At 46.4% G+C, this 15,609-nt stretch carries 13 protein-coding genes; 3 read left to right on the top strand and 10 right to left on the bottom strand.

What is annotated here, in order from left to right:
• Nucleotides 1–74: 74 nt before the first annotated feature.
• From ACO0K1_RS07495 to ACO0K1_RS07510, 4 genes are all read right to left on the bottom strand, one after another.
• Nucleotides 75–1,496, bottom strand: a complete 1,422-nt coding sequence (locus tag ACO0K1_RS07495) for a DHA2 family efflux MFS transporter permease subunit (protein ID WP_423024301.1) — start codon at nt 1,494–1,496, stop codon at nt 75–77.
• 152 nt (nt 1,497–1,648) lie between these two features.
• Entirely contained in the window at nt 1,649–4,480 is a 2,832-nt protein-coding gene (locus tag ACO0K1_RS07500) for an ATP-binding protein (RefSeq protein ID WP_423024303.1), read from the bottom strand.
• Between the two features lie 54 nt (nt 4,481–4,534).
• Nucleotides 4,535–5,233: a hypothetical protein gene (locus ACO0K1_RS07505; RefSeq protein ID WP_423024305.1), complete on the bottom strand. Its 699-nt coding sequence runs from the start codon at nt 5,231–5,233 to the stop codon at nt 4,535–4,537.
• Nucleotides 5,230–6,582 (bottom strand): hypothetical protein, encoded by a 1,353-nt coding sequence (locus ACO0K1_RS07510; protein ID WP_423024307.1) that lies wholly within the window; start codon nt 6,580–6,582, stop codon nt 5,230–5,232. Before ACO0K1_RS07510 ends, ACO0K1_RS07505 begins: the two co-directional genes overlap by 4 nt.
• A gap of 652 nt (nt 6,583–7,234) precedes the next feature.
• Here ACO0K1_RS07510 and ACO0K1_RS07515 point away from each other — a divergent pair.
• Entirely contained in the window at nt 7,235–7,960 is a 726-nt protein-coding gene (locus ACO0K1_RS07515; RefSeq protein WP_423024309.1) for a hypothetical protein, read from the top strand.
• Between the two features lie 83 nt (nt 7,961–8,043).
• Here the strand turns inward: ACO0K1_RS07515 and ACO0K1_RS07520 are convergent, their stop codons facing one another.
• The 4 genes from ACO0K1_RS07520 to ACO0K1_RS07535 form a co-directional block, all read right to left on the bottom strand.
• Nucleotides 8,044–8,493, bottom strand: a complete 450-nt coding sequence (locus tag ACO0K1_RS07520) for a hypothetical protein (RefSeq protein ID WP_423024311.1) — start codon at nt 8,491–8,493, stop codon at nt 8,044–8,046.
• A 153-nt stretch (nt 8,494–8,646) separates the two neighbouring features.
• Nucleotides 8,647–9,786: an MGDG synthase family glycosyltransferase gene (locus tag ACO0K1_RS07525; protein ID WP_423024313.1), complete on the bottom strand. Its 1,140-nt coding sequence runs from the start codon at nt 9,784–9,786 to the stop codon at nt 8,647–8,649.
• 207 nt (nt 9,787–9,993) lie between these two features.
• Nucleotides 9,994–10,629, bottom strand: coding sequence for a pyridoxamine 5'-phosphate oxidase (gene pdxH, locus ACO0K1_RS07530; protein ID WP_423024315.1), 636 nt, complete (start codon nt 10,627–10,629; stop codon nt 9,994–9,996).
• Between the two features lie 123 nt (nt 10,630–10,752).
• A complete protein-coding gene (locus ACO0K1_RS07535) occupies nt 10,753–11,286 on the bottom strand; it encodes a hemerythrin domain-containing protein (protein WP_423024317.1) in 534 nt (177 codons plus the stop codon).
• Between the two features lie 113 nt (nt 11,287–11,399).
• Here ACO0K1_RS07535 and ACO0K1_RS07540 point away from each other — a divergent pair, with 113 nt between their 5' ends.
• Together ACO0K1_RS07540 and ACO0K1_RS07545 are read left to right on the top strand one after the other, a co-directional pair.
• Entirely contained in the window at nt 11,400–12,251 is an 852-nt protein-coding gene (locus ACO0K1_RS07540) for a tRNA threonylcarbamoyladenosine dehydratase (protein WP_423024319.1), read from the top strand.
• A gap of 227 nt (nt 12,252–12,478) precedes the next feature.
• On the top strand, nt 12,479–12,985 hold the full coding sequence (locus tag ACO0K1_RS07545) for a chemotaxis protein CheW (protein ID WP_423024321.1): 507 nt from the start codon (nt 12,479–12,481) through the stop codon (nt 12,983–12,985).
• A 225-nt stretch (nt 12,986–13,210) separates the two neighbouring features.
• Here ACO0K1_RS07545 and ACO0K1_RS07550 read toward each other — a convergent pair whose 3' ends face one another.
• Together ACO0K1_RS07550 and ACO0K1_RS07555 are read right to left on the bottom strand one after the other, a co-directional pair.
• Nucleotides 13,211–14,011 carry a TonB family protein gene (locus ACO0K1_RS07550; protein WP_423024323.1) on the bottom strand — a complete coding sequence of 267 codons (801 nt, stop codon included), beginning with the start codon at nt 14,009–14,011 and terminating at the stop codon, nt 13,211–13,213.
• A 397-nt stretch (nt 14,012–14,408) separates the two neighbouring features.
• Nucleotides 14,409–15,449, bottom strand: a complete 1,041-nt coding sequence (locus ACO0K1_RS07555; protein ID WP_423024325.1) for a GMP reductase — start codon at nt 15,447–15,449, stop codon at nt 14,409–14,411.
• Nucleotides 15,450–15,609: the final 160 nt, after the last annotated feature.

Here is a 15,609-nt window from a genome sequence, read left to right on the forward strand (position 1 = left end):
TCTCAAGAAATTGACTGCTTGCTATCAGAGTTTGTTGTTCTTTGATATATCAAAACATCGACGTCTTGTAAAATTTACACGCTACCTTTGCTGACACTTTCGCCATCCTCCGGTTTTAAAGTCCAGAACGTAAGCGATGACACCAAGGTCATCACACCGAGAGTAAGAAAGGCGTGATGGAGTGCGGATGTCACAGCAATCTTGTCCGATTGGGGTAATCCGCTCAGATACCATGCTGTGACTAAAGAGCCGCAAGCTAAACCAAAACTCATGGACATTTGTTGTAAGGTACTGGCGATGGTACTCGCCATACTTGTGTCGTTAGGTTTGATATCGGCATATGCCATCGAATTCATACTGGTGAATTGCAGCGAATTGAAAAAACCTTGCGTCAAACTAAGCAGAACGATCAGGTGCCACGGCGTTTCCGGAGTGATAAGTGAAAATGTACAGATTGTGACCCCTATCATAAGAGTATTGACAATCAATACCTGGCGATAGCCGAAACGACGTAATACGTGACTCGCGATGAGTTTCATAAACATCGCAGCCGCTGCTGCTGGCATCATCAATAAGCCCGATTGCCATGCTGGCAGATTTAATCCCAATTGGTATAGTAAAGGTAATAAAAATGGCAAACCACCAAGGCCAAGACGCGTGATGAAGCCACCGACTACTGAGACACGGAAGGTACGAACTGCGAATAGTTGTAATTTTAAGAGCGGCATGTCGGTATGTTGCGAGTGCCATCCATACCAGGCAAGTAATCCCAGCGACAATATAAATAAGGTCAACGTCAATGTTTGTGAAATTGAATGTTCACCAAAAATTTCCAGCAACCACGATAGCAAAGCGGCACCCGTGCCAAATAGGATTAATCCTTTCACATCCAATGGCCGCGCCTCTTCGCCATAATAATCTGGCATGTGACGGTGAATCAAATATTGCGCCGCCAGACCGACCGGAACATTGACGAAGAAAATGACTCTCCAAGAGAGCCAGTGGACAATCAGCCCGCCAACGGTTGGTCCTAAGAGTGGCCCGATTAATGCGGGAATAATCACAAAATTCATTGCCGACAACAATTCAGACTTTGGAAATGTGCGCACGATAGTGAGTCTTCCAACTGGCATCATCATCGCTGCCCCCATCCCTTGCATAATGCGGGCAGCGACCAGCATCGGTAGATTGAGCGACAAGCCACATAACACTGAAGATAACGTGAAAATGGCTACCGCCAGACTAAATACCTTACGGGTTCCGAACTTATCTGCAATCCAGCCACTCACTGGTATACCGACTGCCAGGCTCAGGATATAACTGGTCACGACCGCTTTTAAGCTCAACGGACTGACCTGCAAGCTAGCCGCCATTGCTGGCACTGCGGTATTGATAATCGTCGAATCCAATTGCTCCATAAACAAGGCAATGGCAACGACCCAGGGAAGATATTTCTTGACGGTAGCAGTTTGCTCAGTAGCGGCGGGGATAGACATAGATGCAGAGGAGAACTATGTAAAGCAAGCATGATAACACCGCCGCGGCATGCTTTTCTAAAGTCGTTTTAGTTTGGTTGGGCAGGAGCAACCCACGTGGTGACAGCGTACGCACGGCGTTGGCGGGTTGCATTCGGCCTGAGAGACTTTCTTTATGTTGATGCGCGTTCTTTTACTTTTTCGGTTTTGCGTTGCAAGACAAAAATCGGCTGCGCCCATTCGGTGTCTTTTTTCTTTTTGCTGGTGATTAGCGTCAATTCGGATGGGTCGTAGACGTCGGTGTTATGCGTCAATGGCGTCGTCATCAGATATTGTGCATCGGTATTTTTGAGGAATTCGCCGACTAACTGAATATTACGAATATCCAAATGGGCAAATGGTTCATCGATAAACACGAAACCGCCCGAGCCATCTTCTGATTTCAACAAGCCAATCAAGAGAATCAGCGACTTCATGACCTGCTGACCACCGGATGCTTCACCGTCATTCATGCCGATAGGGCCTTTGCCATCAAACTTAAACCGGACATGCAAGCCTGCTTGTGCAAGTTGGATGTCATCGTTTTCCAGCTTAACCGGATCGGTGTGAACTTCAATCCCTGCCAATTCACCGAGTTGTTTGATATTTTTGCTGTACGATTTGATCGTAAAGCGTAAGCGGTCCATATACGCAGCACGCGCATTAACGGTGGCTTCAATAGCACGGTTGTTTTGATAGCGGCGCTCGTCGGTTTCCGCTTGACGACCTTGTAGCAGAGCGTTTAAACGGGTGTACTGATCCACTACCGTTGAGTCTGTCTCCCAATCATCACGAGCCAGATTATTCGTCAAACTACGGATGCGGAGTTCGATCTGATGCACGTTTTCATGTTCAGCAACCAAATCCTTACGGTGCGAACTACGTTTCCAATTCGGTGGGAGTGTGTGCCAGGTTGTACGCATCGCACGCAAGGTTTCGAATTGGGCTTTGCGTTCTTCAGCGTGGCGTTTTTCAGATGTGCGTAACTGGGTTTCAGCATCAGCAATCGCAGCCTTCGCTTGCTCCCATTTTAAATGGGCAATTGAACGTTGTTCGGTTGCAGCTTTGAGTAAAGGTGCGAGTTCGCCCAGGCGACTACCGACTTCGATACGTTGCTGTTTGAGCGGTTGCGTATTGCGGCTTGCTTCTTCAAATTCTGCGTGGCGAGCACTCAGCTCTTTTGCTGCGTCAACACCGGCCAGACGCGCTTTATAAGCGCTGATTTCACCTGCCAGTTTGCTGATATTCATCGTCAGCACGTCTTCTTGCGATTGCAGGCGCGGCAATGATTTGAGTAACGCTTCCAGACGTTGGCTACGACCTGCATTACCAAAGCGATAGCGCGAAGCATCGACAAATAAAGAGCGTCCACCACGGCGTTCAAAATGATAAGCGTCGGGGGTAATCCATTCCTGGGAGCGTGGCAGTTTCATGCCTGCTTCAATCGACGCAACCGTGTCGATGCGTTGTAATTGCTCGATCAGCCAGGCCGGTGCTTGTGCCGTGAAGTTCACAACAGACATCAGGCTGCGATCTTTGACGATGGGCGCACTGACACGATCGGGAACGATGAAGTGACTGTACTTTTGTTTTTCACCGATACGATAAGCGGCAGCCGCGTCGCTCGCTTTGTCGAGCAAAATCACCGATGTATAACCGCGTAACACGCCTTCGACGGCGCCTTGCCATTGCGGGTCTGTGACCTCGACAATATCCGGCAACATGCAATGATTGATATTCGCATCATTCAAAGCACGACGCATTTGACGTACATTTTCCGGGTCAGGCAAACTGGATTTACCTTGCAGCGCCGCAATCGTATCCATCTCAGAAGCGATACGTTGACTCAGGCTGTCGCGTTCGGATTTTTGACGTGAAAGCTCGGCTTCTTTCTTTTCCAGATCATCAGCGATGTTAGCAACATCGGCATCGGCTTCGGCGGCTAGTTTTTGTAAGCGTGCTTTTTGCTCCAGCAAACTTTCTTGCGGTTTTAATTTAGCATTGATATGCGAGAGCTTCTCACGCAGCGATGACTCTTCGGATTCTAGTGCGGCTTCTGCTTGCTTGGATTCTGATACCTGTTGGGCTTGTTGTGCCAAATGCTGGCGACGCTCTGTCAAAGCGTCATCCTGGGTCTTCAGGAAACGGCGTGAAGCACGTAAAGACTGGCTGGTCGCGTTGGCTTTTTCCAAGTCTTCGTGATATTGCAGCGTCGGTAAAATTTCTTCTTGCAGATCGCGCTTTTCTTTGCTCAGACTTTCGTATTGGTGGTAATTCGCGACTTTCAGGCGCAAACCTTCGAGGTTGGCTTTTGCGCCTTCGAGTTCGGTTTCAAAACGTTGTAACTCGGTTTCCGTGTCACGCTGATGGCGCTTCGCATCGTCATAGGCATCCAGCACTTCTTTATCGCCGAATACCTGGAACACCAGATCCAGCAATTGGCGCGGTGCATATTCACATAGCTTGTCAGTTTCACCTTGTTCCAGCGCCAGTACTTTTCCCATCGCATTCGATAAACCTGCATGGGATAAGCGTTTACGATAGCTCTCTACGCCAAGCCAATCATTCGCTTCAGTGACTTCTTCGATTTCAACTTTACCACCGCGCATTAAATACTGACGCTTCCAGTCACCGCCATTTTTTTCTATCTTGCAAAACAGAGTGACTTCATCATCGTATAAACCAGACATACGAAATGGACGATTGGAAATCTGTGGCCCCACCGCGCTATTATCGACGACCGAACGTATCCATGCCGTTTGCTGACCAGAGTGACGTGCATAATGTTTGTACGAACGCCCCATCGAACATTCAAGACCGAACAAAGTACGCAAAGCATCCAGCAAAGTGGTTTTGCCTGAGCCGTTTTGCCCGGCAATAGTAATAATCTTGGCATCAAGTGGAATATTTTTGATCCGCTGCCAATAATCCCAATGAACCAACTCTAACGATTTAATATGAAACATGGTGTGTATTCTTTTGTCTGGTGAAGGTAGATTAACGCTGAGCTTGCTTGCTTATCACTCGTTATCTGGCGTAGGTTCTTCATCAATGTTGTCGGCAGAATCTGCCGCGATTACTGCGGGCGTGCGAGGCACGGGAATGTGAAAAATATCCGATAACGCACCATTGATGATGCGGTCTTTTAACGTGTCCGTATCCATCAATAAATCCAACAGTGGGCCTTCTAAAATCAGATCGCCTTTGCGTTCTACAAAACCAACTCTGGCAAGCTGTCCCAAGTTCATATCCATGCGTGTTTTCTTACCTAACTTGTCACCAAAATCTGCCAGCAAAGCGCGATATGAAATACCGATGGAAGTGTCTTCTGCGCGTGGCAAAGGCTTTTCTTTACCAAACATATCGTTCTGGTCTTCTTCGGCGAGTTGATGCGCTTCTTGTCGCTCGCGTTTAGGTAAAATGATCAACGACCAGAGAACAACTAACAGTGCGACACCATCGCGTGCCAGACCAAAATTATTGTTCTGCCAGGTTTCTTTTGTGCCAAATACTTTGGATTCGCTATCGCGGGTGAGTGCCAGCGTGACGTAATCGGCATACACGTTATCCATGAATTTCATACCGCAGGCTTTGAGACGTGTATCCAATTCTGTGCGGAAAATTTCATCTGATAATGCACGTTTCACGAGTTTGTCTTCACGGCGCAAGGTTTGGTGCGCTAGCAAGCGTGCAATCAGAATTTGTGCATCTTCGGTCATGGTGTTTCTCTATTCGGTACAGGTGTGCTGGTTGACTCAGGTGCTGTTTCGCTTCGTTCTAAGAAGCTCAGACTAGCAATCGACATCGCCGCAATATGCGGATCATGTAGCTTTTGCATTTTGTCTTTGGAGTTGAAAACCAAAGGTAACCGCGCTAAGGTTGCCGTTGCGCCTTGCAACGCGGATTCATTGGCATCGCCAAGTAGTGGCAACATCGATGCACGATACGAGGCGATGGCAAAATTGGCAGGTAACAAAATATCCTGAAGCGCTACGGGTTTATCTTGTGCCTTGGTCGTATGCAATAAATTTAACCAATGATCGAGTTCATGCAAGGCATCGCTATCATCGTTAGCAACAGAGATTGCGTTTTCTCCTACCGGTAAAGCGCCAGCGATGGCCGATACGCGATGACTGAGTAATTCACTTTCAGCCACGTCGATCATTTCTGACGGCGTGATAAAAAGCGGTGTTACTGGTTGTGCTAAGGCTTCATCGGCAAGCGCCGCCAGATCGTCTTTTTGCAGCAACCAGGTTTTAATATCAGTGGTCGATAGACCAGATTGGCCAAGATGAACCCGTTGCCGTTCGATTTGGTTCAGTGCCCTTGAAAACATGCCTTGCATATTCAATAAGGCACTTTGTGCGCGTCCGATTGCCTGCGCTGCCCTGTGGGTGGCGGCATCTGCGCGCTCATCATGCGTGATCGCATGAATGATTTGCGAGCCTTTTTCTACCCAATCGCAAGCCGTATGCCATTTTTGCTGTGCAGCACGCAACTGAAATTCTGAGCCCGAAGCGATTGCATCAGAAAACTCCTCCGTCAGTTCAATCAGGCGACCTAACAAATGATGTAATTGTTCGACAGAGACACCGCCAACCGCTTGCGCACCGGCGACTTGCGTCAGCATGTAGCTCATTTCTGCCTGATCATTGTTTTCTTCGACTTGCAACAAGGATTCAATGGCAGACAACACGTTACGAGCAGTGGGTGCGATTCGGTAGACTGACTGACTTGCATCCCAGATTAACAACCCTGTCGAGCGCAAACGCGCTAATACCGTCTCTAGCGCTTCAGGCTCCAGATAACCGAGTTTGGTATTGATATCAGCGCGGCTTAACGAAGGTGAGTTGACATCCGCAGTCAACTCGCGCAGCACCAACAGCCGTAACAAGACCCCGTTAAATCCACCATGAAATAAGGCCGTAAACGCCTGCAGTACAGGCTGGCCGCGTCTCAAAGGGAAAACGGCAGAAACGTCGTCAGGAGAAATACCAGTTTTGAAATACGTCTGCAGAGCGAGGTCATCCTCATTCTGGACGTGGGTGTCTTCACTAAAATTTTGCATGCCGCATTTTACCTTCTTGCGGGCTGCTTGAGTATTGTCTAAAAAATAATTTTAGACGGTTTTAACGGCGTCAAAAAGTGGACCAAATCATCGGTAGCTAAAACCATACAAATTTTTGTAATAAAAGTAACGAACTGTTTAGTTTTTGATACTATTTAAGGCATGAATGCGCAGCGGATTTGGCAGTAATTTGATATTGAAATAATAAAGACGATAAAATTTCGCAAAAAAGCCTGGTGCTCAATAAAATTAATGTGGAATCAAGCTCACTGCAACAAAATGCCCATTTTGGTGAATGCCTGAACGGAGGGACAAAACATGAGACACCTGGCGAGCTTTAGATTATTTAGTTTAATGACTTTAATCTATCTGCTTATTTCTTTGAGTACATCAGTATTCGGACAGACTTCACCCTCACCTTCACCTTCACCTTCACCTCCAAGTGCAGTGAAGGTACCAATTTCTATACATGTTGATCAGTCTTTTAACATTAATTTTGCTGGCATTTGTTCTAAAGCATCGTCTGAGCAGTTAGCTCAGCTTAATTTACGTATCAATGGGTTGTTGACGCCACTCAAAGCGCTTGATTGCAATCCTGCGGAGGGGGAAATATGGCTTGTATTATTTTTTACCCCAAACTGACGGCGCGGACATGGATAAGCTACGTGAAGTCTTATCTGGGTCACCCTGGCGCGACGCTAAACATGGTTTTCAGCGTGATCTCGCCTATACGGTCAGTTTTAATGATGGAAGTGGTGAACGTGTGATCGCGTCAGGAAAATTGCGCTATCAAATAGTCCAAGTCCCGTATTTGTTATTGGGGTTTGCCTTTATTGCTTTGGCGACTGTCGTTTTACTTCGACTAGGACAGGCTTCTGCTTTATTGCGGGATATGCCCCCTGGTGAGACAAAAATTCCCGTGCAATCACGTACATTTAGCATGGCACGTGTACAAATGGCATGGTGGTTTTTGATTGTGCTGATTTCTTATGTCTGGTTGTGGATTGTTTCTGAAGGCATTCCAGGATTGTCGACCGGTGCTTTAGGTTTAATGGGGATAGGGAGCGCAACTTATTTGGCCGCCGCTGGCGTTGATGCGAGTAAACAAAACGAATTATTTGAAAGTCACGGATTTTGGAATGATATTTTAAGTGATGCTCAAGGATTAACTTTATATCGATTTCAATTGCTGGTATTTAATGCCTTGTTCGGTATTTTGTTTTTGATTTACGTCGTGCAGAACGTCGTTATGCCAGATTTTGACTCGCATATTTTAACGCTTCTGGGTATGAGTGCTGGTACGTATGCTGGATTTAAAATTCCGGAAAAGCAAACGGGATCATCGGCATCCGTGACGCCACCAAGTAATGGTGCATAAAAAGAGCGAGGCGTTTAATTTGTGCCGTGCCAACTCTGAAATTCGTTGCTGTCTGCTGAATGAAAATTCTTTAGCAGACATTTTTATTTATAGGCATTAAGCGAATTTCGATGTAAATCGCGAAACGAGTACACAAATAAAAATACCGCGACGGCGCCCCCGATCCAATAATCGATTGGTGTTCCCAACATCCAGTTGTGATGCCATTTCACGATATCAGGATTGAACCTTTCAATGCCATAAGCCGGATTCAGTACAAACCACAAAAAATCTTCCAAAATCCAGAATTCGATAATGCAGGCAATCACGCGTGCTTGTAGTTTGAGTGTCCACGTTTCTCCAAAAAAGAACGGAAAGTGGAAAAACATCGCGATGAATGGGAATACCCAGGCGTGATAACCCGTCATTGCGCGTCCACCCCAAAACAAATCCAATAACCAGTGCTTTTCGATACGCCAAGTTGGCAGATTGGCTCCCCATCCTGCGGCGCCTTCAATCTGAATTTCAACCTCAGAGAAAAAAATGGCCAGCATTCCTACCCATATGAAGGTAAGCAAAAACGCCTTGACTGATGTAGGTATCGACATATCGTTGAGCTGTATGTTTTAAATTTGGTTTAAATTCGGGTTAAATTCGCGCTAAATTCTGGTTAAATTCAGTTTAGGGATATTTTTAAAAAGGCATACTTAATGATTTTTTTGTGTATGGCTCAACACGATTGAAATCACATCGGACGCTGCGTTCGGTTTTCCGAGAGAGGTTGCGGCAGCGCGCATTGTGTGAAGTTTGTCTGGGCTGGATAGCAACAGTTCCAAACGGTAGGCCAGGCTGAGATCATCGTAGGCTTTCAATGCGGCACCTTGTTCAAGTAAAAAATCGGCATTCCGCTCTTCTTGGCCGGGAATAGGCGCGTTGACGATCATCGGTAAGCCCATTGCCAGACACTCTGAGGTGGTTAATCCACCGGGTTTAGTAATCACCAGATCAGAACATGCCATTAAACGTTCTACTTTATCTGTAAAGCCCAGCGCTACTAATCTGCCTTGCTGTTGTTCAGCAATCACTTGTAAAGATTTAAGGGCTGCCACATTTTTTCCAGCAAGCACAATCAACTGAAAATCTACTTCTAAGGCCAAAAGACGTTGCGCTACCTGATCTAAACCGCCGAGCCCAGCGCCGCCTCCCATTAATAACACGGTTGGTTTCGCAGGATTCAGACCAAGCGCCGCTGCGCATTCTGCGCGTTCCGGGTGCAACATAAAGCCGGGCATGACTGGAATGCCGGTAATATGAATATGGTCGGGGGCAATGCCATTTTGACGCATACGCTCAGCGATTTCATCGTTGGCGGCAAAATAGCCTGCCATATTTTCGTGGATCCACATCCGGTGTAGATCGAAATCAGTGACTTGAACCCATACCGGGCAATGCAGTCGTCCTTTGACAATGAGACATGACAGCAGCTCTGCCGGTAAAAAATGGGTACAGACAATCGCATCAGGAGCAAAATCGGCAATAGTTTTTAATAAGGAGCGCGCATTCAGACGTTCGAGGCTACGTCTCAGGCGTTCCATCGTGCTGTCCGCTTGCACCTCATTGGTGGCGTTATAGAGGTAGCCCCATAAAGTTGGCGCTTTATTGACTAGTTTGATATAAAAATCTGTATAAATTTTGCGAAAACCAGCCGTCACAAAATCCATCACATCAAGATGGCAAACCTCAAGATGTTGCGCGTGTTGCAAGGCATTGACATGTATTGCTTCTGCCGCGCGCTTATGTCCGGCACCCGCCGAGACACTTAACAATAAGATTCTCTTTTTACTCATGAATGATTGGCGTATTCATAAAGCGCAGAGATTAACATGGATGAGGGTAGCAATCGATAGCTTGTTTCGTAACAAGGCGTTTCTGTTTGATGACCGTTGTGTGACGTAGGCGACAGTTGAAGGTGCGATCGCAGATGAAAAATGCCACAGATGTCTGACCGACAATCTGTGGCATCAATTCATTGGCGTTATGCTGATTGCTTTTTGTTACGGTTGTAAGCGAGTAATTGTCCAACTATTGTCGGCGTCGCGAGTGTAGACAATGCGATCATGCAAGCGAGAGCTGCGTCCTTGCCAAAATTCAATTCTCTCAGGAACCAGGCGATAACCACCCCAATGTTCAGGGCGCGGCGGCTGATCACCAAATTTTTCAATGACAGCAGCCAGTTGCTGCTCTAATGCTTCGCGGTTTGGAATCGGTTGACTTTGGTGAGATGCATGCGCACCTTGTCTGCTTCCCAGTGGACGGCTATGGAAATAAGCATCATTTTCTTGGGCAGTGATCTTTTCGATACGTCCCTCTATGCGCACCTGGCGTTCCAGCGCAGTCCAGAAAAATAATAATGCGCCATACGGATTTTGTGCCAGATCATTGCCTTTTGCGCTGTCGTAATTAGTGAACCAACAAAAGCCGCGTTGATCAAATTCTTTAATCAGAACAATCCGTGACGATGGACGACCGTTCGCATTAACGGTCGCCAGGCTCATCGCATTCGCTTCGGCTACATCGGCATTGAGCGCCTGTTCGAACCACGTGCCAAACTGTTGAATCGGATCATTTGTCACATCCGTTTCTGACAGACTAGCTTGTTGATAATCTTTGCGGATATCAGCGATTGACATAGGTTTCCTTTATAAAAACTGAGCTAAAAATTAAGCCGAAAAAACTAAAAAATAAAAAATCAGCACATTAATTTATCTGGGCATCAGCTTTTAGGAACGTCATGTTATTCAAATTGCTGCAAGTTAAGCAGTAATACCACGTCGTGCCTGCATCGCTGCGCCCAGTTTTTTCATTTGTTCGTCATTGAACAAACGCGATGCCATTGGTGCAATGTGACTTTCTTCGATGTCCAGATGTTCGCCGTATAGTGCGGCAAATTCTTCCACGTCTGATGCCGATAGGTCTGCACCTTCACCATCTTCAATTTCTTGCAGTTGTACTTCTAACACTTTCCACAATTGCTCCATTTCTTGGTGCTGCCGCAGAATTTGCGTTGTCAAATCTTTCAAAAGTGTTGCATCCGCGCCAGTTGCCGTCGCCGCCAGCTCGGGTAATAAATCAATTTCCTCGTCCGCATGGTGTTGAGGAGCCGCTTTTCTAAAATACCTTAACACTGCTTTAGCTGCATGCTGGGCGTCTTCATCGATGCCAATATCGTTCAGATGGTTGACGAGTTTTTCTAAGGTCGCCAACTGCTTACGAATACGATCATGACAATGTTTTAACACTGCTAAAGGCTGATCAAAGCCAGGCGCACTGTCGAATAAGGTATTCATGCTGACTCCCTTTGGAGAGGTTGATCACATTATGCTATACGCATTTTAACGCTACTTGCGACACATCAATCGCGGTCTTGTAAAATGGCGGATAATTTCTTACTAAGCTTATTATGCAACAAATTTCAGATATCGATTTCGAACGCCGATTTGGCGGCATTGCCCGTCTTTACGGCGCTGCTGGATTGGAAAATTTTAAAAACGCCCATGTTTGTGTTATTGGCGTCGGTGGTGTTGGCTCCTGGGTTGTAGAGGCCTTAGCCCGTAGTGCAATCGGCCATATAACAATGATCGATTTGGATAATGTGGCTGAATCCAATATTAACAGACAGATACAGGCAAACAGCGATACCTTAGGTAAAGCCAAAGTAACTGCGTTGTCAGAGCGCATCGCCTTGATTAACCCGTTTTGTCAGGTAACAGAAATTGAGGATTTTGTTACGCCTGATAATCTGGAAGCATTGTTCGCGCAAACAAAGTTTGACTACATTGTTGATGCAATTGACAACGTAAAAGCGAAAACTGCGTTAATTGCCTATTGTCGTGAACACGCGATGCCTTTGATCACCATTGGCGCTGCAGGCGGACAGACCGACCCTGCGAAAATTGAGATTCGGGACTTGTCGAGAACGGAGCAAGAGCCTTTGTTGGCGCTGGTGAGAAAACGGCTGCGACAGAATCATGGATTTCCACGAGGTGCGAAGAGTAAATTCGGCATTGACGCGGTGTTTTCCATGGAGGCACTGACGATGCCAGAAACGGCTGAGGTTTGCGTCGTGAACCTTGCGGATGCGGGGGGGGCTGCAACTGATTTGGATGTTCTTAATGTAACAAAAACAACAACCAATGCGTCCGGCGTCACTGGTCTTAATTGTGCGGGTTTTGGTTCATCGATCGTTGTTACTGCGTCATTTGGCTTAATGGCAGCTGCGCATGTTTTACGTCGTTTGGCTGGCATCAAGTGAAAAGCCGGTGACGAGTTAGAAAAAGAGCGTAAGCAGAATACCGTCTGACAACGCGGACGAGAATTGAACTAATTGTTAGCTTATGTTTCCTGTAGAACATCAAAATAGGGCTTTGTGGTACATTGTGATTCATTCTTGCATGGCTTGTCGCATCAAATATTTGGGCTGAGATAGTTCATTGTCTAAAGTGAAGTACAGATGCATTTCATTTTTTTTAGGGGAATTCCATGAGTGAATTTGATCTCGCAAATCAAGTAGCTGACCATCAAAATCAAACGGAACATCAGATTGATCAAGAGTTTCTGGCATTCAGACTAGGGACTGAGGAATATGGCATCCACATTTTGCAAACCCAGGAAATTCGTAACTTTGAAACCCTGACCCGCATTGCGAATGCGCCTGATTACCTCAAAGGTGTGATGAATTTGCGCGGCGTGATCGTGCCGGTAATTGATATGCGGTTGCGATTTAACACTGGTGCAGACAATTTTGATGATTCTACTGTCGTCATTGTGCTTAATATCAGGGGGAAGGTCATCGGAATGATCGTTGACAGCGTCTCTGACGTTGTCACGCTGTCTGCAGGCACGATCAAACCAGCACCAGAATTAGGTACGACATTTTCTACTGATTACCTCATCGGTCTCGGCGATATCGATGGCCGAATGATTATTTTGTTGGATATTGAGAAAGTGATGTCTGGACCAGAATTGGGCTTGATTCCTAACACCTGACCCCTGACCCCTGACCCCAAGTCATCGGCACAATATTGACAACGTGAATTTGCACTGTGAGTAAACCAAACCGCGAGATTAGTCGCGGTTTGCACAGACTTGGTGCGCGATTAAATTTCAGTTACTCTTCATTTGATCAGAAAACGGCAAACCGCCAGCGCTTTAATGCATCCATGAATTGGCGCTCGCTCTCGTGGTTACTGCTTGCCCGGCGAACGGGCGCTTTTATTGTTCCGATTTAAAACTGAATTCAAGAATTGCAGTCTGCGGTTTTGTAATGGGTGCGTATTTCCATTGAGAAAGTGATGCGATCACTTCTTTTTCAAAAACCTTGGATGGACGTGCTTTTAAAATATCAACTTGAGAAACTTTTCCATCCGTATCGATATGAATTCGTGCGCTGACTGTTCCTTCAGTAATGCCAGCTCTCACTGCGCTGACCGGATACTTGGGTTGTACATTATTAACTAATTTAAGTGCAATACGCTCTGCTTCTGGAGCGGGCTTCGTTGTCGCAGATGCAGATGCAATATTTTGTGCCGGTGCGCTCGCGACGATAACTGGTGCCGGTGCGCCAGCAACGACGACTGGTGCTGGTTCGACTGCTTTTGCTTCTGGCACTTTAATTGGCGTAGTAGCAGGGACTTGTGAATTCGTAATTACGGCATCATTTTTGGCAACGAGCGCTTTGTTTTCAGGCGGACGTTTTGCTTCAAATAATTGTTTATCCCTGAGCTCTTTTTGTTCTCTGGCGAGCTTTTCAGCCTGTGCAATTTGCGTTGCTGTTTTTGTTGAAGCTTGGTCCATCCATTGTGTGACATCCGCTACTTTATTCTGGCTGACTGGATTTTTGACCAAGCCGGTTGGTGGTGCAGTTGGTACTTGTGGGCTTTCGATGGAAGCCGTTTGTTTCGCTTCTTCTGTCGGAGGATTTTTAGAGCAGGCGGTGAGGATAAGGCCTGTGCAAACGATACTAAATAGGGATCCATAAACGCTAAGCCAATTATTCTTAACTACCTTATTCATATCTCTCCACATATAAATCGGTTGCTACTAAAATTTCCAACGCTTTTCTAAAACAAAGTTGACAGAAAAGTGTAGATTTTCATCACGAAAATCTAGCGCCGTCGACATGGTGTAAAACAGCGTTCTATCGTGCCACGGATATTTTGCCATCGCAATATATTAAGTGGCAATCCGTTCAACGATGCGCTGTTTTGTTGTGTTTGAATAGCAGGAATCATGCCAATGTTGTCAGAGGGAAAGTGACATGGTGTGGTGCGAAGAATTGCTACTTGTTTTGCGACAAGTTTATGGGCAGAGTACAACGATGACTTTATGCTCGACAAATAAAGAGCCGCGTGTCAACAACCCACGCGGCTTCGCACTGTCAATGAAAAGAATTCAAAGAAAATTCAAAGCATCAAGATTTTCCAAATACTTCATTTAACTGCTGAGTGACACGGATAAAGGTAGTCCGTTTTGTCAACTCTTTGAGTTTGTGTGCGCCCACATAGGTGCATGCGGAGCGTACGCCGCCGAGTATGTCTTGCATACTTGCATCGACAGGGCCGCGATAAGGTATTAAAACTTCTTTACCTTCAGACGCGCGGTATTTAGCCACACCACCAGCATATTTATCCATTGCGGCACGACTGCTCATACCGTAGAAACGTTTGAATTTTTCACCGTTTCGCTCCACCAGATCACCAGCGCATTCGTCGTGGCCGGCCAACATACCGCCGAGCATAATAAAATCGGCGCCACCGCCAAATGCCTTTGCTAAGTCTCCAGGCACAACACAACCACCATCTGCACAAATCTGGCCTCCGAGGCCATGCGCAGCATCGGCACACTCAATGATTGCCGATAACTGTGGATAACCAACACCTGTCATTTTGCGCGTCGTGCAGACCGATCCCGGACCAATACCAACTTTCACAATATCAGCACCCGCTAAAATTAATTCTTCGGTGATGTCACCAGTGACGACGTTGCCGGCCATGATGGTCAGATGTGGATAGCTACCTCGGACTTTTTTGACAAAATTGATAAAGCCTTCGGTATAGCCGTTCGCAACGTCGATGCAAACGTACTCGATGGCGTTATGCGCGCGGGCCATAACGGCAGAAAACTTCTCAAAATCCGTTTGCGTGATACCCATAGAGTAAAACGCAGTCGATTTTTTTTGTAAGCCGGAGAAATAATTGACCAGCGTATCTTCATCGTAATGCTTGTGCAGAGCGACAGAAAGCTGATGTCCTTCTAAGGCGGTCGCCATCTCTATGGTACCGGTAGAGTCCATATTCGCAGCGATGATAGGAATCCCGCGGTAGGTTTTACGCGAATGGTGAAAAACAAATTCACGCTCTAAATCAACTTGGGAACGGGAGGTAAGAGTGGAGCGCTTTGGACGGATCAACACGTCTTTAAAATCAAGCCTCAGGGTTTCTTCAATATGCATAACGACTCCGTAATGCGCCTGGCGGACGCGGGAAAGAACAACTTAGACGAGAAGACGCACTAAGCTGTTGAGCCGTAGTTGATTATAGTCCTAAAAAAACCTTATTCTTTATTTGAATTTTGAATGATGAATATCATTAGAATTGTATGTTGAGTGGCCG

It is taken from the genome of Undibacterium sp. SXout20W, from assembly GCF_049340285.1.
Lineage (GTDB): Bacteria > Pseudomonadota > Gammaproteobacteria > Burkholderiales > Burkholderiaceae_D > Undibacterium.